19 protein-coding genes, 1 tRNA gene and 1 riboswitch are annotated in these 21,053 nt (G+C 56.8%); of the genes, 6 read left to right on the forward strand and 14 right to left on the reverse strand.

The features are described from left to right. Positions 1–65 precede the first annotated feature (65 nt). The 4 genes from MWU60_RS16005 to MWU60_RS16020 form a co-directional block, all read right to left on the reverse strand. Complete coding sequence (locus MWU60_RS16005; RefSeq protein ID WP_247228383.1) at positions 66–947, reverse strand: bile acid:sodium symporter; 882 nt, start codon at positions 945–947, stop codon at positions 66–68. Further along, complete coding sequence (locus MWU60_RS16010) at positions 947–2,668, reverse strand: AMP-binding protein (RefSeq protein ID WP_247228384.1); 1,722 nt, start codon at positions 2,666–2,668, stop codon at positions 947–949. Before MWU60_RS16010 ends, MWU60_RS16005 begins: the two co-directional genes overlap by 1 nt. A 122-nt stretch (positions 2,669–2,790) precedes the next feature. Beyond that, positions 2,791–3,036, reverse strand: a complete 246-nt coding sequence (locus tag MWU60_RS16015; RefSeq protein WP_247228385.1) for a hypothetical protein — start codon at positions 3,034–3,036, stop codon at positions 2,791–2,793. 94 nt (positions 3,037–3,130) lie between these two features. Next, entirely contained in the window at positions 3,131–4,531 is a 1,401-nt protein-coding gene (locus MWU60_RS16020; protein WP_247228386.1) for a phosphomannomutase, read from the reverse strand. A gap of 133 nt (positions 4,532–4,664) precedes the next feature. On the opposite strand from MWU60_RS16020, the gene MWU60_RS16025 reads away from it, so the two are divergent. Further along, a complete protein-coding gene (locus MWU60_RS16025; protein ID WP_247228387.1) occupies positions 4,665–5,525 on the forward strand; it encodes a DMT family transporter in 861 nt (286 codons plus the stop codon). Between the two features lie 5 nt (positions 5,526–5,530). Here MWU60_RS16025 and aroC read toward each other — a convergent pair whose 3' ends face one another. Next, entirely contained in the window at positions 5,531–6,634 is a 1,104-nt protein-coding gene (gene aroC / locus MWU60_RS16030) for a chorismate synthase (protein ID WP_247228388.1), read from the reverse strand. Positions 6,635–6,723: 89 nt separating this feature from the next. Beyond that, a riboswitch (TPP riboswitch) is annotated at positions 6,724–6,826 on the forward strand. Positions 6,827–6,862: 36 nt separating this feature from the next. Between aroC and thiB the strand changes: the two genes are divergently transcribed. Genes thiB through MWU60_RS16045 form a run of 3 tightly spaced genes read left to right on the forward strand, consistent with a single transcriptional unit; the run spans position 6,863 to position 10,036 of the window. Further along, complete coding sequence (thiB, locus tag MWU60_RS16035) at positions 6,863–7,852, forward strand: thiamine ABC transporter substrate binding subunit (RefSeq protein ID WP_247228389.1); 990 nt, start codon at positions 6,863–6,865, stop codon at positions 7,850–7,852. Next, entirely contained in the window at positions 7,828–9,357 is a 1,530-nt protein-coding gene (locus MWU60_RS16040) for a thiamine/thiamine pyrophosphate ABC transporter permease ThiP (protein WP_247228390.1), read from the forward strand. The genes thiB and MWU60_RS16040 overlap by 25 nt, the downstream gene beginning before the upstream one ends. After that, positions 9,344–10,036, forward strand: coding sequence for an ATP-binding cassette domain-containing protein (locus tag MWU60_RS16045; protein WP_247228391.1), 693 nt, complete (start codon positions 9,344–9,346; stop codon positions 10,034–10,036). The genes MWU60_RS16040 and MWU60_RS16045 overlap by 14 nt, the downstream gene beginning before the upstream one ends. 74 nt (positions 10,037–10,110) lie before the next feature. Here the strand turns inward: MWU60_RS16045 and MWU60_RS16050 are convergent, their stop codons facing one another. From MWU60_RS16050 to petA, 3 genes are read right to left on the reverse strand one after another with little or no spacing between them, the layout of a single operon-like run. Beyond that, positions 10,111–10,968, reverse strand: a complete 858-nt coding sequence (locus tag MWU60_RS16050; RefSeq protein ID WP_247228392.1) for a cytochrome c1 — start codon at positions 10,966–10,968, stop codon at positions 10,111–10,113. Positions 10,969–10,984: 16 nt separating this feature from the next. Beyond that, positions 10,985–12,334: a cytochrome b N-terminal domain-containing protein gene (locus MWU60_RS16055; protein WP_247228393.1), complete on the reverse strand. Its 1,350-nt coding sequence runs from the start codon at positions 12,332–12,334 to the stop codon at positions 10,985–10,987. A 12-nt stretch (positions 12,335–12,346) separates the two neighbouring features. Continuing rightward, a complete protein-coding gene (petA, locus tag MWU60_RS16060) occupies positions 12,347–12,904 on the reverse strand; it encodes a ubiquinol-cytochrome c reductase iron-sulfur subunit (RefSeq protein ID WP_247228394.1) in 558 nt (185 codons plus the stop codon). A gap of 414 nt (positions 12,905–13,318) precedes the next feature. On the opposite strand from petA, the gene MWU60_RS16065 reads away from it, so the two are divergent. Continuing rightward, positions 13,319–13,957: an outer membrane beta-barrel protein gene (locus MWU60_RS16065; protein ID WP_247228395.1), complete on the forward strand. Its 639-nt coding sequence runs from the start codon at positions 13,319–13,321 to the stop codon at positions 13,955–13,957. 6 nt (positions 13,958–13,963) lie between these two features. On the opposite strand, the gene MWU60_RS16070 is transcribed toward MWU60_RS16065, so the two are convergent. The 4 genes from MWU60_RS16070 to dapF are packed head-to-tail and all read right to left on the reverse strand — an operon-like array spanning position 13,964 to position 17,294. Beyond that, positions 13,964–14,566, reverse strand: a complete 603-nt coding sequence (locus MWU60_RS16070) for a glutathione S-transferase (RefSeq protein ID WP_247228396.1) — start codon at positions 14,564–14,566, stop codon at positions 13,964–13,966. 23 nt (positions 14,567–14,589) lie between these two features. Beyond that, on the reverse strand, positions 14,590–15,222 hold the full coding sequence (locus tag MWU60_RS16075) for a glutathione S-transferase (protein ID WP_247228397.1): 633 nt from the start codon (positions 15,220–15,222) through the stop codon (positions 14,590–14,592). Then, positions 15,219–16,478, reverse strand: a complete 1,260-nt coding sequence (gene mtaB / locus MWU60_RS16080) for a tRNA (N(6)-L-threonylcarbamoyladenosine(37)-C(2))-methylthiotransferase MtaB (RefSeq protein WP_247228398.1) — start codon at positions 16,476–16,478, stop codon at positions 15,219–15,221. The genes MWU60_RS16075 and mtaB overlap by 4 nt, the downstream gene beginning before the upstream one ends. Next, a complete protein-coding gene (gene dapF / locus MWU60_RS16085; protein ID WP_247228399.1) occupies positions 16,479–17,294 on the reverse strand; it encodes a diaminopimelate epimerase in 816 nt (271 codons plus the stop codon). A 95-nt stretch (positions 17,295–17,389) separates the two neighbouring features. Here dapF and MWU60_RS16090 point away from each other — a divergent pair. After that, positions 17,390–17,465: transfer RNA gene (locus MWU60_RS16090), tRNA-Lys, on the forward strand. Between the two features lie 250 nt (positions 17,466–17,715). Here MWU60_RS16090 and MWU60_RS16095 read toward each other — a convergent pair. Then, positions 17,716–19,056: an HlyD family type I secretion periplasmic adaptor subunit gene (locus MWU60_RS16095; RefSeq protein WP_247228400.1), complete on the reverse strand. Its 1,341-nt coding sequence runs from the start codon at positions 19,054–19,056 to the stop codon at positions 17,716–17,718. Further along, complete coding sequence (locus tag MWU60_RS16100; protein ID WP_247228401.1) at positions 19,049–21,052, reverse strand: type I secretion system permease/ATPase; 2,004 nt, start codon at positions 21,050–21,052, stop codon at positions 19,049–19,051. The genes MWU60_RS16095 and MWU60_RS16100 overlap by 8 nt, the downstream gene beginning before the upstream one ends. Between the last annotated feature and the right edge of the window lies 1 nt (position 21,053).

Consider the following 21,053-nt stretch of genomic DNA (forward strand, 5'->3'; position numbering starts at 1 on the left):
TTCTTGCGCAGCCTTCTTGTTGGCTCCTTATCGTCGGAGTTGCAGGGCCTTGCAAGAAACTGTCGCTAAAGAAGCCCGTTGGGCAAAGGTTGCTCATTCGCGGTGTTCACCCGGCGGAACCAGAGCGTCACCATGGTCGAGGTGATGACGATGAATAGCGAATAAAGCACCGGTACGGCCATGATCGCCTGCGCCTCAGTCCCCGCGAAGGTGAATGCGATGATTGCAATCGCCAAGGGTCCGTTCTGGATACCCGTTTCAAGCGCCACAGTCCGCGCGTTGCGTGGGTGAAGCCGCAGCAGAATTGAAAACCCGTAGCCCAGCGCAAACCCAAAGAGGCCCAGCACGATAGACCCAAAATAGGTGGCCCATGTCGTCGTGAGCAGGAACTCCCAGTTACGGGGGATCCATGACACGATCAGGAACAGGATAAAGAAGATCGCAAGCATTGAGCCCATGAACTCAGTCACGGCACCCACATTGGCATTCAGCTTGCGCAGCACCATTCCAATCGCAACCGGAACAAGCAGCAAAACAAGCGTCGCGATGATATTTTCGCGCGGGATATCAAGATCAAGCGCACCGGCATAAAGCACCAGCACAACCGGGATCAGGATCACGCCAAAGACCGTGGATGTGACCGTCATCAGCACAGACAAAGCCAAATTGCCTTTGGAAAAGTAGGTAAAGATGTTCGATGTCGTCCCGCCCGGCATACAGGCCATGATCAAGATGCCGATCTTGATCGGGTCCGATACTGGCAGCGTCGTTGCCAGCACGAAGCCGATCAGGGGCATAAAGCCGTACTGCGAAATCACTCCAATCATCAGCCCGTATGGTCGCTTCAAGGCCAGGGTAAAGTCACGCGGTGTCAGCGATGCGCCCATGCCCAGCATGATCACGAAAATCATCAGTGCCAGAATGGCCTGTTCAAGTGGTCCGACCATTATGCGTTCTCCACTTTGGCTTGCTCTTCGGCGCGCAGGTCTTTGCGCAGGATTTTCCCAACATTCGATTTCGGCAACTCATCGCGGAATTCGACCGCTTTGGGCACCTTATAGGCGGTCAGATGTTCTTTGCAGTAGGCGCGGATTGCATCCTTATCGAGTGTCTCATCCCGTTTGACGATAAAGGCTTTCACCGCTTCGCCTGACGCACCATCTGGCACACCTATTACAGCAACCTCTTCCACGCCCGGATGGGCGGCGATCGTGTCTTCGATCTCATTTGGGTAGACGTTGAAGCCGGACACAAGGATCATATCCTTCTTGCGATCAACGATCCGAAAATAGCCATCGTCGTCCATGACGCCAATGTCGCCGGTCAATAGCCAGCCGTTCTGCAACGTCTTTGCGGTCTCTTCTGGCTTGTTCCAATAGCCTTTCATTACCTGCGGCCCCTTGGCGATCAACTCGCCCGGCTTTCCCAGTGGCACATCGGCCCCATCTTCATCTACGCATTTCACAACGGTGGACGGCAGTGGCACACCGATAGAGTTCAGGCGGCTTTTTCCGTAGGGGTTAAACGTCAAAATAGGCGAAGACTCGGTCAGCCCGTATCCTTCGAGCAGCGGCTTGCCCGTCAGTTTTTCCCAACGCTCAGCGACAACACCTTGCGTGGCCATGCCGCCAGAGGATGCGAATTTGAGGTGTTTAGGCGGCGTATCCTGAAACCAGATTTCGCCATTCAGACCGTTGAACAGCGTGTTCACACCGCTCAGCCACGTGATCTTATAGTTCTCAAACGCCCGCTTGAGGTTACTTAACGGCCGCGGGTTTGGGATCAGGATGTTATGCGCACCTTGCGAATACAGGCCCAAGAAATTCACGGTAAACGCAAAGACATGATAAAGCGGCAGTGCTGTCAGGGCGACTTCTTTGCCCTTCTCGAACTGCTCGATCAGCTCCATCGTTTGTTCCATATTCATCAGGATATTCGTGTGGGTCAGCATCGCGCCCTTGGACACGCCTGTGGTCCCGCCAGTGTATTGTAGGCACGCCACATCATCGGGATCAATGGTGCTGCGATACCCATCCAACGCGTTGTGCATTTCTGCGTGCTTTGCGCGGCCCGCTTTGACAGCATCAGGCAACCGGATATGCGGCAAGGTAATCGGCTTGATTGTTTTGTCCCAGTATTTCTGGACCAGACCGACAATGCCCCGCGGCATTGCGGGCAGATACTCTGCCACCCGCGTTACGATCACATTCGGGATCGGATGGCCCTTCATCGCCTCAACCAATTTGTCTGCGAACATATCAACGACGACGATGGCGGCAGGCTCTGCATCAACAAACTGCTTTGCCATCTCTTCGGGAGTATAGAGCGGGTTGACGTTAACCAACACACAGCCCGCTTTGAACACCGCCATCGCGGCAATCGGATAAGCCAGGCAATTGGGCACCTGAATGGCGACACGGTCACCTGTGTTCAGGCCTGCCGTTTCACGCAGATAGACCGCCAGCGCATCCGACATCTCATCGGCTTGGGCATAGGTCAGCGTGCCGTTCATCCCATTGGGCAGGCAGGTGGTGAAGGCAGGCAAATCGCCGTAAACCTCGGCGATCGCGCTGATAAAATCACCTATGGTGCGATATTGGGGGGCATCAATGGTCTTACGGACAGACGGACCATAAAAAGCCGTCCACGGGTGTGACTGATCTTGCACTGACTTCCTCCCAAAAGCATTTGGAAGAGATTAGCCTGTCTGATCGCTTTGTGAAGTGCTTGCGCGCGTCAGGTTAGTGGAATGACCCAACGTTTGATCGGCTCAGTCGCGATATTTGACGCTTACATGCCCCATGTCAGCAAAACGAGGCTTAGGATCAAGCCCGGTACAATCAGTTTCATCGGCCAGACCAAAGCGGGCACACCAAATGTGACGATTGCAAAACCCCAGATAGCGACGACTGCAAGGATCAACAAAACGATCTTTGCTTCCGTACCAAGCGGGTACACGCGACCTTTTAGGTCCTGCAACGTTTCTTTCAAAGCAGCCGTATGCGGGCGAAGCATTTCTGGGTCGATAAAGCTCATAACTATTCCTTTATTTGCTGACCAGATAAGTCGCTTCACGCTGCAATGCAGAGGACAGATCGCCGCAGTTGCACAATGATCTGCACTATTGCGATTAGCTTTTAATTTGGTGTGAACAGCCATCGCTGAGTGCACCACGCAAGGCGTCCAATCCGCGTGCAAGCACATCCTGCGCCGCAGCTTTGCTTTCAGCCTCAATATACAGTCTGAACTCAGGCGCATTTCCCGATGGACGCATATGCACGATGCGGCCAGATGCGAGGGCGATACGTATTCCATCCGTGCGATCCACCGACACGGGTTTATCGGAAAGCGCACTCAAAAATGCCGACCGCGCCTGCGCATCGCTGGCAATCGTTTCGACGAAGCGCTTTGCTTGTGCTGGGTCCACACCCTCCAACCGGTCCGTCGCTGTAAAGCGTGCGGGCTGCTGTGCGACCAGCTCCGCGACACCAACGTCTCGTGCTGCATACAACACCGCTAGAATGGGCAGCACCGCGTCACGAGTCATCAGCGGTGCGATCTTGGCCGCCGGACCTTGTGCTGCATATCCCAACAAAAAACCGCCGTTCGCCTCGTACCCCACGGTATCTTTGCCAGCGTCCGACATCGCGGCAATCACGAAAGGCGAGCCGATTTTGGTGCGCGTGACCCGATCAAAGCACTCCAGCGCTTCCACACCTGTGTTTGACGATACAGGCGTGACAACATGGGCTGCTTTCAGGCTGGCAGCCGTGATTTGCCCAAGGATATCACCGGGAATGACAACGCCTGTTTCATCCGTCAGCAAAGGGCGGTCCCCGTCAGCGTCGGTTGAGATTATTGCATCGCAGTCATGCGCCCGCGCCCAATCCTGCAACTGTTTACGTAAAACGGGTGAAACAGCCTCTGTATCAATCGGTATGAACACATCAGAACGCCCAAGGCGGATCACCTCGGCCCCCAGATCAGTTATGATATCCGCCATCAAGTCGCGCCCAACGGCGCTATGCTCATAAAGACCAATCCTTTTGCCACGCAGCGCATCTGCATAAGCCCCAAGCATGCGCTGCGCATAGGCCAGCCCAACATCCATACGCTGCATCACGCCATGCGATGCGTCAGTCGCCGGGACCTGACCTAATGACGCCATGATCTGCGCCTCATCCGCTTTGGTGATCTCACCACGGGTGGTGTAGAACTTCAGCCCATTACGATCCGCAGGAATATGACTGCCTGTGACCATAATGGCACCCGCTTGGGCCCGTGACGCGGCAAGAGCCAGGGCAGGAACCGGGACCGCATCACACCAGGTGACGTCGATACCATGCGCTGTCACCGCATCCAGCACCATCCTTGCAATGGGTCCCGAGGATGGGCGCAAGTCATGGCCGATAAAGACAGATGCCCCAACCGGACAAGCCGACAAGAACGCCCTGACATAGTCCGCGATAAGGGCTGGTGTCAGCTCTGTCACCAATCCGCGCAGGCCGCTGGTTCCGAATTTTGGGGTCATGCAATTGGGCCTTCTGAGGTATTCACAACCTAAAGGCGATGATCCGTGTTGCCTACCAATTTCTTCAATGCGCGGGTGCTGGTTGCGCTTCCCCCTTGGCATTGGGTAATGGCTGATCCGAAGGGGAACAGGCATGGATATCAAAGCAATCGCGATGGGGCTGGCGTTCGCGTTCATGTGGTCCTCGGCCTTTACCTCGGCCCGGGTCATTGTCGAATACGCCCCGCCGCTAAGCGCGCTGGCGCTGCGGTTTCTGATTTCAGGACTGATCGGCGTTGCGATTGCGTGGATGCTGGGACAAACCGCACGGCTGAGCCGCAAACAGTGGCTTGGTGTCGTGATTTTTGGGGTCTGTCAGAACGCGCTATATCTTGGGCTGAATTTTGTCGCGATGCAAACGATCCCCGCATCTTTGGCGGCGATCATTGCGTCCACCATGCCGCTTTTGGTCGCGCTTGCGGGGTGGCTGATCTTTGGAAATCGGGTCAGGCCGTTAGGGATTGCAGGGCTGATTGCCGGTCTTGTTGGCGTCGTGCTGATCATGGGCGCGCGCCTGCAAGGCGGCGTTGATATTTATGGGCTGATCTTATGTGTGATCGGCGTTGTCTCACTGACCATCGCGACGCTGGCTGTTCTGGGCGCATCCTCGGGTGGCAATGTGCTGATGATTGTTGGCCTTCAGATGCTGGTCGGCAGCGCATTGCTGTGGGTGCCTGCGCTGACGCTGGAGGTGTGGGACGTCACTTGGAACTGGCAGTTGGTGGTGGCCTTTATCTACACCACCTTGGTGCCGGGCCTTGCGGCGACCTTGGTCTGGTTCTTGCTGGTTGGGCGCATAGGGGCGGTCAAGGCGTCCACCTTCCACTTTCTCAACCCTTTTCTGGGTGTCGCGATTGCAGCGGCACTTTTGGGCGAAGCGATTGGCGTACTGGACGTGATCGGAGTCGCAATTATCGCAGGCGGTATTCTGGCGGTGCAGTTATCGAAGCAATAGCCAACCTAGCCGATAGACCCGCGCACCCCACCCGTTTGACCACGATCCAGCAATAAGTGATCAAGGATCACGCAGGCCATCATCGCCTCACCCACCGGCACGGCCCGGATACCCACGCAAGGGTCGTGCCGTCCTTTGGTGATCACCTCGGTCGGGCTGCCATCCATGCGGATGGATTTGCGCGGGCTCAGGATCGACGAGGTTGGTTTCACAGCGAAGCGCACGACGATATCCTGCCCCGTGCTGATCCCGCCAAGAATGCCGCCGGCGTGGTTAGACGAATACTCTGGCCCGTTCGGTCCCATGAAAATCTCATCGGCATTATCGCGCCCTGTGAGCGCTGCGGCGGCCATGCCCTCACCGATCTCAACACCTTTCACGGCGTTGATGGACATCATCGCTGCTGCCAAATCAGTATCTAACTTGGCATAGACGGGGGCACCAATACCTGCGGGAACGCCGCGCGCCACGACCTCAATGATCGCCCCGACAGAGTTGTGATCATCCTTGCGCAGCCATGCCAGATAGTCGTTCCATTCGGCTGCCGCCTCTGCATCGGGGCAAAAGAAGTCGTTTTGGTCGATCTGATCCCAATCAACGCGTGCCCGGTCGATTTGCTTGGTCCCCATCTGGGTCATATAGCCTTTGATCTGCACACCGGGGGCAATCGCCTTGATTGCCTCACGTGCCACTCCTCCGGCTGCGACCCGTGACGCCGTTTCACGCGCCGATGACCGTCCGCCGCCACGCGGATCACGCAGCCCGTATTTCTGGTGGTAGGTAATATCCGCATGTCCGGGCCGGAAGGTATTCAGAATATCGCCGTAGTCCTTTGACCGCTGGTCCGTATTCTCAATCATCAGTTGGATCGGGGTGCCGGTCGTTTTGCCCTCATAAACACCTGACAGAATTTTCACCGCATCAGGTTCATTCCGCTGGGTTGTGTTCTTGTTCAGACCGGGGCGGCGTTTGTCCATCCATTGCTGGATCATCGGCGCTTCCAAAGGAACACCGGGCGGGCAGCCATCCACGGTCGCACCCAATGCAGGCCCATGGCTCTCACCCCAAGTGGTGTAGCGAAACAAATGACCGAAGCTGTTGATCGACATGAAAATCCCCTCTGCCAGACGGGTCTAGCGGGGGTGACAATCAGGCTCAAGTGCTTTCCCTTGCGTCCCTGCCCGATCCGGCATAGCTAAAGCGTACCTCGGGGGGCCATTCATTGGCTGAGATGTGCTGCGCACGGACCCGTAGAACCTGAACCGGTTAAGACCGGCGGAGGGAAGGTTTAGCATCCCCGCTATCCCCCAATCCGCCCGTCGCATTTGGAGGATACGATGCGAAACACCACCTATCTGCCAGCTGTCGCGGGACTTGCCCTTTGTGCCACAGGCGCAATGGCCGAGACCCCGGTGCTGCAAGTTATGACCTACGACAGTTTTGTCACCGAATGGGGCCCCGGCCCGGCGATTGAGGCAGCGTTCGAGGCTGAATGTGCCTGTGATCTGCAATTTGTCGGCACGGGTGACGGTGCTGCCCTGCTGGCGCGGTTGCAGTTGGAAGGGCCACGGACCGAAGCAGATATCGTGCTGGGTCTGGATACCAATCTGACGGCTGCTGCACGCGAAACAGGGCTGTTCGCACCGCATGGTGTTGACGCTGATCTTGATCTTCCAATCGCATGGACAGACGCAGACTTCCTGCCATTTGACTGGGGCTATTTCGCATTTGTGGGCAATGCTGGCGCTGATGCGCCTGCATCATTGCGCGCGCTGGCCGATAGCAACATCAAGATCGTGATTCAGGACCCGCGTTCCTCCACGCCGGGCTTGGGCCTGCTTATGTGGGTCAAGACGGCCTATGCTGATGAAGCACCTGCGCTTTGGGCGGACCTGTCCGACAACGTCGTCACGGTGACATCTGGTTGGTCCGAAGCATACGGTATGTTCCTTGAGGGCGAAGCTGACGCCGTTCTCTCCTACACCACATCCCCGGCCTATCACCTGATCGCCGAAGAGGACGACAGCAAGGTCGCATGGGCCTTTGACGAAGGCCATTACATGCAGGTCGAGGTCGCAGGCAAAGTAGCGGGCACCGACCAGCCAGAGCTTGCGGACCAATTCCTTGCCTTCATGGTGTCCGAAGGGTTCCAAAGCGTGATCCCGACGACAAACTGGATGTATCCGGCTGTGACACCCGCTGGCGGCTTGCCTGAGGGGTTCGAGACATTGGTCACACCGGCAAAATCATTGCTGCTGTCACCCGAAGATGCCGCAGCAAAGCGTGACGCGGCGCTGGATGAATGGCGCACAGCGCTGTCCCAGTAACAGCGCGCTGGCCCAGCGCCGCGGCAGCGGCGCTGGTGCTTGTGCTGACCCTTGGCACGCTGGTTGCTGTTGCCTGGCGTGCCGAATGGGGCGGTGGCCTGGCCCCCGCGGATTGGGCCGCGATCCGGTTTACAGTGATCCAAGCCCTACTGTCTGCACTGATCAGCATCGTGCTTGCCATTCCGGTTGCGCGCGCTCTGGCACGCCGCCAATTTCGTGGGCGACAGGTATTGATCACGCTTCTGGGTGCACCTTTCCTTTTACCAGTTATCGTTGCCGTCCTCGGACTTCTTGCCGTCTTTGGACGCGGCGGGATCGTCAACGATGCTGTCACTGCCCTTGGGCTGGAGCCGATCTCGATCTTTGGGCTGCATGGCGTTGTCCTGGCCCATGTCTTTTTTAACATGCCATTGGCGATCCGTTTTCTCCTTCAGGGTTGGCTGGCTATTCCGGCTGAACGTTTTCGGCTCGCCGCCTCTTTGAACGCACCTGTCGGGCGGCTGTTGGAGTGGCCGATGTTGCGCAGTGTCGTGCCCAGCACCTTCCTGGTGATTTTTCTGATTTGTCTGACCAGTTTCGCCGTCGCCCTGACAATGGGCGGCGGGCCAAGGGCGACGACTGTGGAGTTGGCGATCTATCAAGCGGTGCGCTTTGACTTTGATCTGGGACGTGCCGCGCTGCTGGCCTGTGTTCAGTTTGCCCTTTGCGTCGCCGCTGCCTTTCTGGCGTGGCGCGTCACTGGCGAAGACATGATGGGTGCCGGGCTGGACCGGGTTGTGCAGCGTTGGGACCTGAGGCGACCCAGCATCGACTACGCGATGATCACCTGTGCGGCCCTCTTCTTGCTTCTTCCTTTGGCGATGGTGGTGTGGCGCGGGTTACCCGGCCTTTTTGAGATGCCGACAACAATCTGGCTGGCGGCCTCGCGATCCATTGTCGTTGCAATCGGATCAGCGGCCCTGTGCATCGCGATGGCACTGGCGCTGGCCTTGCGCGGAGGTGCGATGGTTGCCGTGATCGGGGTTTTGCCCTTGGCGGCTTCGGGGCTTGTTGTGGGAACAGGCGCGTTTTTGATCGTCTTTCCATTTGTGCGCCCATCTGACGTGGCCCTGCTTGTTACAATGCTGGTGAACGCAACCTTGGCGCTGCCTTTCGCGCTGCGTTCAATCGCGCCTGCGGTGGCGCAGGTGCAGACGGATTACGGGCGATTGGGGGCATCGCTGAATATGACCGGCTGGTCATGGCTGCGTTTGGTGGTCTTGCCGCGCATCCGCCGTCCCTTGGGGTTTGCGACGGGGTTGGCCGCAGCGCTATCCATGGGAGACCTGGGCGTGATCGCGCTTTTTGCCGGACAGGCCGAAGAAACGCTGCCGCTTGCGATGTACCGTTTAATGGGAGCCTACCAGATGGAAACAGCGGCAAGTGCGGCGCTGCTTTTGGTCACGCTCAGCTTGGCCTTGTTTTGGATATGTGACCGCGGAGGACGCACAAATGCTGACATGTGATAGGCTGGTTTTGCAGCAGGGATTGTTTTCGCTGACAGCAAATGTTGGGTTTGAGGTTGGTCTGGTGACAGCGCTCATCGGTCCTTCGGGAGCGGGGAAATCAACACTTTTGGCTGCGATTGCCGGGTTCTTGCAGCCAAGTTCTGGGCGGTTGCTTTGGGACGGCACTAATCTGACTGACGCAGCACCCGGCGCGCGGCCGGTCAGTGTGCTATTTCAGGACAACAACCTGTTTCCCCACCTCAGTACAGCACAGAATGTGGGTCTTGGGCTGCGACCTGATCTAAAGCTGGACGGTGCCCAGCACTCACAGGTTGGGGCGGCATTGGCCGACGTCGGATTGGACGGCTTTGCAGATCGCAAGCCCAGCGCGTTGTCGGGCGGGCAGCAAAGTCGCGTTGCCTTGGCCCGTGTGCTGGTGGCCGATCGCCCGATTGTGCTGCTGGATGAACCCTTTGCCGCACTCGGTCCCGCCTTGAAGGATGAGATGTTGGATCTTGTGCGATCCAAGCTGAAGACAGCAGGCAAAACGATCATTATGGTCACACACGACCCGAGCGATGCGCGGCGCATCGCGGATCAAGCAGCGCTGGTCGCCGACGGCACGGTCGCACAGCCGGTGGCGACAGACAGCTTGCTGGACAACCCACCACCCGCACTGGCGGCCTATCTGGGCTAGGAGTCGCGCACCGTCTGGCGTAACGCAAAAGGCCCGCTGCAACAGCGGGCCTTTGTTTGTTTGATCTGTTGATCCTAGTCTTTGTGCTTATGCGGTGCCCAAAGACGCTTATTGGTCAGATACAGCAATACGGACAGTACTGTCAGAAACAGCACACCGGTCAGGCCAGCCTGTTTGCGTGCCATCAACTTAGGCTCGGCTGTCCACATCAGGAAGGCAGCGACGTCCTGCGAAACGGCTTCAAGCTCAGTTGAAGATCCATCAGCATAGTCCACATCATCGCCCCAAAGCGGTTGTGACATTGCGATCCAAGACCCCGGCACTTTGTGTTTGCCGTGTTCGTCCTTACAGCTTTCGGGAAAACCGCCCGCAGCGAAAGCTACGTTGTAGAAACCGTCCATCGGCTCGCCTTCCAGCGCGCATTCGGGCTCTTCGTGGTAGCCGGTCATCAGGGACGCGATATATTCCGCGCCGCCCATGCCGTTCACGAATTGGCTGATACCCGTGCCGTAAGGGCCGCTAAAGCCTGCACGCGCCTTGGCCATTAGGCTGAGGTCAGGTGCATTTGACAGGCTTGAACTCGGGAACTTGTCTGCTGGCGTAGCAGTCCGAAAGTCGCCTTCACCATCGAACAACGACTGATCGAAGATTTCATAGAACTCTGAATACGCCCGCATCTGATCTTCTGGCAGCGCGGGGCCGCCTTCGTCAGACAAGTTGCGGAACGCGACAAGCTCTAGTCCGTGACACGCTGCACAAATCTCAGTGTAGACCTGCAGGCCACGCTGAAGTTGCATTTGGTCAAAGCTGCCGAATGGCCCCTCGAAAGAGAAATCATAGTCAGTGACTTCAATCTCAAGCTCTGCGGCTGTTGCCTGCCCTGCAGTCAGGGCAAGCGCCATAGCAGCGGTGAGTGATAATTTGCGGAACATTACTCTTGGTCCTTTCTCACTCGGCCGGGCTGGCGACGGGCTTGGCGCCGTCACCTTTCGGCGCGTAGTGCGCGTTGAAGTCTTCTTCGATTGTTGCTGGCGGTGTGTTTGGCTTTTCGATCACACCCAGAAGCGGCAGGATCACCAGGAAGTAGGCGAACCAATATGTCGATCCGATCAGCGCGATGTAAGGATAGATACCCTCAGCCGGACGCGCACCGACCCACATCAGCAAGATGAAGTTGACTGCGAACAGCCAGAACCACCACTTGAACATTGGGCGGTAACGACCGGAACGCACGGTCGATGTATCCAACCATGGCGCCAGAGCCATCACAACGATCGCACCGAACATCGCGATAACACCGAAGAATTTGGCGTCGATGATGCCGAATGTGATCCAGTTCACCGCGATCACCAGCCACACGTCTTGGTCAAACGCACGCAGCACGGCGTAGAATGGCAAGAAGTACCATTCAGGCACGATGTGCGAAGGCGTCGCCAGCGGGTTGGCCGGGATGTAGTTATCCGGGTGGCCAAGATAGTTTGGCATGAACCCAACGACTGCAACGAACACAGCTAAAATGATGGCCAGCGCAAACAGATCCTTGATCACGAAATATGGCCAGAAGGGCAGCGTATCTTTTTCCGCGTCTTCTTTTGATGTGCGACGCACCTCAACACCGGTTGGGTTGTTGTTGCCCGTGGTGTGGAACGCCCAGACGTGCACGATTGTCAGACCCAACAGAATGAAGGGCAGCAGATAGTGCAGCGAGAAAAAGCGGTTCAACGCAGGCTGTGCGATCGCACCATTGGGCGTACCCAGCAGCCAAATCTGAACGCTTTCACCGATGAACGGGATCGCGCCAAACAGACCTGTGATGACAGCCGTACCGTGGAACGACATCTGGCCCCATGGCAGCACGTAACCCATAAAGGCCGTACCCATCATAAGCACATACATCAGCATGCCGATGATCCATGTCACCTCACGTGGGGACTTATATGAACCATAGTAGAGCGACCGGAAGATATGTGCATAGACGGCAACAAAGAACAGCGACGCGCCGTTCTGGTGGAAATAGCGGATCATATGGCCGCCATTCACGTCGCGCATGATATGCTCGACCGAATTGAAGGCCATATCGACGTGTGGCACATAGTGCATGACCAGCACGATGCCGGTGATGATTTGCAACACGAGAGTGAAAACAAGAACGATACCCCAGATCCACATCCAGTTCAGGTTCTTAGGTGTGGGCAACATCAGGGTGTCATACATCAAACCAACGATCGGCAGGCGGCTATGAAGCCACTTTTCGCCTTTTGAATTTGGCTCGTAATGGTCGTGGGGGATACCGGACATGGTGTTCTCTCCTTAACCGAGTTGAATAGTTGTTTCGTCCACGAAGGACGCAACGGGGACAGGCAGGTTGCGCGGCGCTGGGCCACGTCTGATCCGGCCGGATGTGTCATAGTGCGAACCGTGGCATGGGCAGAACCAACCGCCAAAGTCACCTGCATCGCCCAAAGGCACACAACCAAGGTGCGTACAAACGCCCATCTGAACGAGCCAAACACCATCTTCTGTCAAGGCACGGTTTTCATCGGTGGCCGGCGCTTCGCCTGTGTTGGCGTTATTTGCGTCGGCATCTGGCAGATCGCCAAGGTCAACGGCGCGCGCCTCTGCGATCTCTTCTTCGGTCCGGGCCCGGATAAAGACGGGTTTACCCTGCCACAGCACAGTAATCTGTGTGCCGGGGTCAACAGCGCTGACGTCAACGCGGATCGAGGCGAGCGCCAGTACGTCGGCGGAAGGGTTCATCTGGTTTACCAGCGGCCATACAGCGGCACCTGTTACGACAACACCCGCGCCAGCGGTTGCGTAGTAAAGGAAGTCGCGGCGTGTGCCCTGATGATCATCTGCATGTGACACGGGATGCATCTCCGATTCTTTTGATGGGCTTATCTGCCCGCGCAATCAAATAGACCAATGCGATGATTGGTCAATCTGGCGCTGTTTAACTAGCAAACCTATCAAGGTCCAGCGGACAATCGGGCGCAGGTCCTCATGCCACCTCTGTTATGCGCTAACACCGAACACTTCGTTAATCGCCCTGACGAGAATCGACGCGCAGAAAAATCCGCCAATTTCCCCAAAGCTCACTAAATGATCGGAAATCCGCCGATTGTTGCGTTGGTTAGGTAGAAAATGCCCCCTGCTGCCAATAGGTTGTGTCAGAGCCGCCACAATCGAGCACCATCACTTAAGACACACTTAATGTTTTATTGTCAGGTGTGAGGCGCAGGTTTAACTAAGATATTGCTACTCGCTTCGGGACTTATTTGGATGAAACGCGCACTTCTGACGTGCATTGGCCTTTTGGCGGCTCCGGCATCTGCGGATGTACAGTTGAGCTTTTATGGCGGTGTCCAGTCGGCGCCATCGTCCGATATTTCGATTCGTGATCCCGAAATTGGCAACGAGGACTTTTCTCAAGATTGGGAAGGCCGGTCGTTTGATGCGCCCCCCTACTACGGCATTCGCGCGACCCGCTGGCAGTCGCCGACATTTGGCTTTGGTTTGGACTTTGCGCATAACAAGGTCTACCCGACAGACGGATCCCTGCCCGACGGATATGATGTTCTTGAATTCACGGACGGTCTGAACACATTGACGGTGAACGCATATCGCCGCTGGAACGACGTGGTTGGTGACGTTTCACCCTATGTCGGGGGCGGCATTGGTGTGGCCTTGCCGCATGTTGAGGTCACGAATGGCACATCAGACACCTTCGGCTATCAGCTGACCGGGCCGGCAGCCACCTGGATTGCTGGTGCGAGCATGCCAATCAACGATCAATGGGCCGTTTTTGGTGAGTATAAGGGTACGTTTTCGTCCAACACCGCTGATCTTGAAACCGGTGGTACATTGGAAACGGATATCGTCACCAACGCAGTCAACTTTGGCGTCAGCTTCAATTTCTAAACGCAGCTACTCGGGTTTAGTCGCGACCATGCTGTCTCGGGCAGAGAATTCCGCGTGCCAATTTGCCAAAGCTTCATTTCCATTGCGCCAACCGCGCCCATCATGGCGCAGGTCAACGTAGGATAGGGCACAGGCCACGCCGATTTGCCCAATGTTCAGTGGACCCGACAGATGGCTCATCCAGCGGCTGTTGACCGCAGCAATACCGCGTGCAGCCTTGGTCCATTGTGCTTCGATCCAATCTGCCGACTGCTTTTCCTCTGGCCGCAAACGCGTCTCATAGGACATCGCAACAGTTGCATCCATGATCGCATCTGCCGTCGCCTCAAGCGTCAGGATTTCCCAAATACGGCTTTCAGGATAAAGGTTCGCACCCGCCAGATCATCCAAGAATCGGGTGATGACACGGCTGTCATAGATGCCGGGGCCATCAGCGCGGATCAAGGCGGGGATCTTGCCCATCGGGTTTGCCGCCACAACCTCTGGCGCAGAGTTCATTGGCGTTGTTGTGACATTCACCTCTTCCACCGTGTCCATCAGGTTCGCTTCACGGATCAAAACGCGCACTTTGCGCACGAATGGCGATGCGGGAGAAATAAGCAATTGCATAGGCGTGATCCTTGTTCCGTGGTTCAGGGAAACAAGACCTGATCCTGCCCGGCTTGCCAAGGTGGATATTTTGTCATGATCGCATGAAAGCGGTCTGAGGCAAGGAAATCATCCAGCCATTTCGTCAGTGGCCCTAACCCTTGGGCATCAAACCAAGCACGATCTGTGTTCGCGAATTGGCGCACGAAAGGCAGGATCGCGACATCAGCCAATGTGCGTTTGGAGCCCATCAAGAAATCTGTCCGGCCCAACCGATCATTCAGGTCATTCAAGAATACCATGGCCTTCGCGCGTTCATGGGCTTCATCGCGATCCGGGAAGCGCACCGCATATTTGGTATGATCCAAAGCACTTTTGAACGGCCCATCGCAGATGTCGATCAACGCATCGCCTTCCTTGGGCATATCCAACCAGCCCTCGGGATCATTGCGGCCCAGCGCCCAGAGCATCACATCACGGCTTTCGTCAATCACGCCATCACCGTCCTGGACAACAGGAACGGTGCCTTTGGGCGATGCCGCCAGAAAGGGTGCCGGTTTCTCCTTGAGCAGAATTTCTTGCAGGACGACTTGCTGCCCGCTGGACTGGATAGCAAGGCGGGCGCGCATCGCATAGGGACAGCGACGGAACGTCCAAAGGATTGGCAGCGCGCTCATGCGGTCAGTTGATTGCCCGCAATCCCAGTGATCTGCGCACGCACGATCTGGCTTTCGGGTTGGTCGGTGTTGAACAACACCTCGGTGAATTGCTCGGTCCGTCCCATGCGCGCGTTCTCCATCAGGATATGATGGGTTTTACCTGCTTGCGCCTCAAGGTGCCGATCAACTTGCGCCGACCCAGCAGCGCGCAAGGCAGCGGCGCGTTCTTTGATCAATTTCCCGTCCACTTGCGGCATCTTCGCGGCAGGCGTACCCGGACGTGGGGAATAGGGGAAAACATGCAACCATGTCAGGTCACACTCTTCCACCAAAGCAAGCGCGTTGGCGAACATCGTATCTGTCTCGGTCGGGAAACCTGCGATGATATCGGCACCATAGGTCATGTCAGGGCGTAACTTGCGCGCCTCTTGGCAGAACGCGATGGCATCATCACGCAGGTGGCGACGCTTCATGCGTTTAAGAATCATGTCGTCGCCATGTTGCAGGGACAGATGCAGATGCGGCATCAGGCGTGGCTCGGTTGCGATCGCCTGCATCAGGTTTTCATCCACTTCGATACTATCAATCGAACTGATCCGCAGGCGCGGCAGATCAGGCACCAGTTTCAGGATGCGCATGACCAGATCGCCCAGCTTTGGCGTCGCTGGCAGATCAGCGCCCCAACTGGTCAGATCCACACCGGTGAGGACCACTTCATTATATCCGGTGTCCACCAACCGCTTGATCTGATCGACAACCACTCCGGCAGGGACAGAACGGGAATTGCCGCGACCATAAGGGATAATGCAGAAGGTACAGCGGTGATCGCAGCCATTCTGCACCTGCACATAGGCGCGACTGCGTGTGCCGAACCCGTCGATCAGATGACCTGCGGTTTCGGTGACGGACATAATGTCGTCCACTTGCACTGGCTCGGTCTGCCCGATAAGATCAGGGGCCATGCCCGCCCAAGTCGCCGGGTTCATCTTTTCGGTATTGCCAAGGACAACATCGACTTCGTCCATTTTGGCAAAAGCATCAGGCTCGGTCTGGGCTGCACAGCCCGTCACGATCAACTTCGCATTGGGATGATCACGACGCAGCTTGCGGATATCTTGGCGGGCCTTGCGCACGGCCTCAGACGTGACAGCACACGTGTTGATGACAATTGCGTTGTTCACGCCAGCAGACGCGGCCAGTTCCTTCATCGCTTCAGTCTCGTAAGCGTTCAGGCGGCAACCGTGATTGGAAAATATCGGGGCAATCTCGGACATCTAAAGCCGCCACTGCCCATCAAAAACATGGGCCGTCGGCCCCGTCATCCAAACGCCATCATCACGCCAACTGATCTGGAGTGTTCCGCCGTCAAGGTCGATACGTACATCACGACCCGTCAAACCCCGGCGCGCAGCCGCCACGGCCGTCGCGCAAGAGGAAGACCCAGAGGCAAGCGTGATCCCAACGCCGCGTTCCCACACGCGCATACGCAGGTAATCAGTGCCAATGAGACTCGCAAACTGCACATTGGTGCGCTCCGGGTAAAGCGGGTGATGCTCTAGCTCGGCGCCTTTCACAGCCAGATCAACGGCTTCGGCGTCTGGCACAAAAAAGGTGCAATGGGGATTTCCCATGCCGGTCGCAGTCGGGGCACCGTCAATGGGCAATTCAAGTGTGTCCATCTCGTGGGCCAGTGGCACATCCTGCCAAGCCAACTGAGGTTGGCCCATATTTACCGCGGTCAAACCTTCACCCGCATCCCGCGCCTGCAAGATGCCCCGCGCGGTTTGGAGGGTCAGCGCGGTCGCTCCGGTCTGGTCCATCATATGCCGCGCAATGCAGCGGGTCGCATTCCCACACGCCCCAGCCTGCGAACCATCGCTGTTCCAAAACGTCAGCCGCACATCGGCATCAGGCGTTTCAGACAGCACCGCCATCTGATCAAATCCCACACCGCGATGCCGGTCCGCAATGGCCACTGCAACGGCAGCATCCACCCGCGCGCTGATTCCGCGTTCATCGACGACAACAAAGTCGTTCCCCAGCCCATGCATCTTCATAAAGGGCAAATATGATGAGTCGTTGATCGCCATGGCGGCGATATAGGCCAAGGCAGGCAAGTTATCCAGCGGTGAGAGGCATTTGGGGCTTGACCACACCCGCGCGCGTTTCTAAGAAGCGCGCTAGTGGGCCGTTAGCTCAGTTGGTAGAGCAACTGACTTTTAATCAGTAGGTCGATGGTTCGAACCCATCACGGCTCACCATTTTCTTCCATGTAAGTGTGAGGGATCACGTGAGTCTTCCACAAAACTCACGTTTTCTGCCACAAAAGTCAGGAACGCCTTCCACATCGCTGTTTTGGGTGTCCGGTGGTTTTAGAACTGCAAGTCTTGGTCAGAACGGTGACGGTCCTCACTTCCAACCGTGGCTAACTGCAGTCTTGGGCAGGCCATGCAGTCGATACAGCTGAAGACGTCAATATGACCTGATAAACTACGCCGACACCCTTGTGCTTCATTGTTCCCTGAAGGCGCGGTTCATACTGTCTGTGATGGGTTTGACCAGATACTGAAAGAACGTGCGCGCTTCGGTTTGGATCATGATCTCGGCGGGCATTCCGGGTGCTGGTGCAAACCCTCTGACCCGGTCCAGTTGTTCGGGTGTGACCGAGACGCGGGCGAGGTAGACTTCTTGTGGTAGTTCCTGACGGCGATCAAGGATTGCATCGGCGGAGACATAAAAGACTGTGCCTTCCAGAATGGGTGTCGTGCGGGCGTTCAGCCCGGTCAGCCGCACGGTTGCGATCTGCCCTTGCTGAACCACGTCGATTTCTGTGCGCGGTATGCTGACTTCGATGATCAACGGCTCGCCGGTCGGCAGGATTTCGGCGATGGGTTTGCCAGATTCGATGACCCCGCCCGGCGTATGGTAGTGCATCGTCACGACTGTGCCCGACACCGGTGCCATGACCTCTGACCTTTGAAGCACGTTTTCAGCGCGGCGGACCTGTTCGCGCACGCTTTCCAATTCGGATTGCACCAGTTGCAGCTCGTCCAACGCCGCACTCTGCCGGTCACTGATCGTTTGTGCGATCTGCGCTCTATAGCGTTCCGTGACCTCAGCGATTTCTTCCACCTCGGCGGTCAGCCTGCCAATCTGGCCTTCGGCTTCTGCGATGGCACGTCTGAGTGTGTTGACCTCTGAGCGGCGAATGAGCCCGCGATCCAACAGGATCTGCTTGCTTTCCAAGTCTTCCCGCAGGATTTCAAGCTGCGTCGTCGTTGCGATCAATTGAAAATTATATCCTGACGAGCGCACGGCAAGAGCTTCGATACTCTGCTCAAGCAACGCGATATCGTTGTCGAGCTGGCGTGTCGCTGCCTCAAATGTAATCGTCTGACCATCCAGCATCGAGGCCACATCAAAATCGGCCCGCAGGCTTTCGATGTGTTGTGGAAAGATCAACTGATCCCGGCGGCCATGTTCGGCCAAAATCCGTGTTTCCATCGCCTCTAGCCTGATCTGGCGCAAGAAAAGCTCGCGTTCGGTTGCCAGTGCCGCCGTCTCATCAAGCAGAAGGATCGGTTGTCCTGCGGTGACGGTGTCACCTTCTTCCACAAGGATTTCGTGGATAATGCCACCTTCGAGGTGTTGTACGATCTTGTTGTTGCCGGTCGCCACGAAACTGCCCTGCGCGATCACGGCCGCGGCCAGGGGTGCGCGCAGGGCCCAAAGCCCAAATCCGCCGAATGCCACCGCAAACAACACCAGCCCAAAGATGATGTGCTTGGTCACGGAACGCGGCACATCAGCGTACCATTCAAGGGCATGCGGATTGATAGTGACATCAGACATTTGGCTGGCCTCCCTGACCGTTCGGTCCGGTTGGCAGGGACCCGCCGTTTTGATTGCGCTGTGCAAGCTGAGCGAGCACCTGCTGACGGAAACCAAACATGGCGATGTTGCCGTCGGCCATGAGCATGATTTTGTCGACTACGCTAAGCAGTGAAGGCTTTTGCGTAATCACAACGACGGTGATGCCATTCTCGCTTGCGTGTTTGATCGCATTGGCCAGCGCGCGATCACCTGCCGTGTCGAGGTTCGAGTTCGGTTCATCCAGCACCAGAAGACGCGGATTACCAAAAAACGCACGTGCCAATGCGATCCGCTGTTTCTGGCCGCCTGACAGGGGCGACCCGTCAGCCTGCACCATCGTTTCATAGCCATGCGGCAGCATTGCGATCATGTCGTGTACATCGGCCAGCACGGCAGCGCGATGGACATCTTCATCGCGCGCGCCCACCCGCATTCGCGCGATGTTTGCTTTGATTGATCCGGGGAAAAGCTGCACATCTTGCGGCAGATAGCCGATGTTTTCGCCCAGCTGCCGTGTGTCCCAATTGCGCAGGTCCATCAGATCAAGACGTACGTTGCCAGAGGTTGGCAGGATGGACCCGACAAGCATCTTGCCAAGCGTTGTTTTACCTGCACCCGAATTACCAATAACACCAAGGGACTCCCCGGGGTTAAGGCTGAATGTCAGACCGTTCAGGATGACTTGTTTGGTACCTGTCGGGACAAACAACAGCCGTTCGACATTCAGGCGGCCTTCGGGGTTTGGCAGCACCAGTTTTTCGTATCTCTGGACGGAATTATGCATCAGCGCGCGCACTCTGTCATAGGCAGACCGCGACAGGCTATAGCCGTTCCAACCCTCAATTGACCCTTCAATAGGCGCGAGTGCGCGTCCTGCGATAATGGATGCGGCGATGACCATGCCGCCCGTGATCTGGCCCTGAATGGCCAGATAAGCACCCCAACCAAGCATCGCAATCTGCGTCAGCAGGCGCGCTGCGCGTGATACGGCAGCCCAAGCGATGTTACGGTCCTGCGCTTTGACTTGTGACCGCAGCGAATCTGCGGTGTCTTTTCCCCAAAGTGCAACCGCCTCGGGCACCATCGCCAGCGCGTTGATGATCTGGCTGTTGCGAGACATGGAGTCGAGATGCATGTTCGCTTTGCTTTGCGCCAGGTTGGCTTCGGCAAATGGTTTTGCCGTGACCTTCTGGTTGATCAAAGCGATCACCATAAGGATCACCGACGTGGTGATCACAATCATCCCCAGATGCGGATGAACCATGAAAATTGCAAAAATAAACAGCGGTGCGAATGGCACATCTAGAAATGAGATAAGCGTGCCAGACGTCAGAAACCCGCGCAATTGTTGCAGATCCCCCAAGGTTTGATACTGCCGCCCATTGTCGTGCAGAGACGCATGGGCCGCGGCACTTAACACTGGCGCGCCAAGCCGGACGGCCACTTCGACCGCCGTGCGCATCAGAATAAAGCGGCGCACCGCATCGAAAATCGCCTGAAGCACGACTGCACCAACAATCACCGTCGTCAGCATCACAAGGGTATCCAAGGATCGGCTGGTCAGCACCCGATCCGAAATTTGGAACAGATAAATCGGGATCGCCAAAACCAGAAGGTTGGTGGCACAGGTCAACAACATCACAAAGCTCAGGTTGCGTTTGACGACGCGGGTTCCGTCATTGAGCTGTTGCACGAATTGGTCAGGGGCTGCGCGTTTGTGAAAGCTGGAACCACCGCCACCGCCGCCACCCTTGCCGCCGTTGTTTGAGGTGGGTGGTTTGCCGCCCCCATCGGATTTCAGGATGGGACCGGTATCGCCCTCGACCTGAACACCACCCAATGGGGAGGGTCCAGCGTCCTTACGTTTGCTTTCAAATCGCGGCGGTTCCTCTGGTTTGACCCGCTGCTGGGGTGTCAGTTTCAACGGATCTGTTGGCTGCGCTTCGGCGAAACGCTTTGTGTCAATCATTGTCATC

Source organism: Yoonia sp. F2084L, from assembly GCF_023015625.1.
Lineage (GTDB): Bacteria > Pseudomonadota > Alphaproteobacteria > Rhodobacterales > Rhodobacteraceae > Yoonia.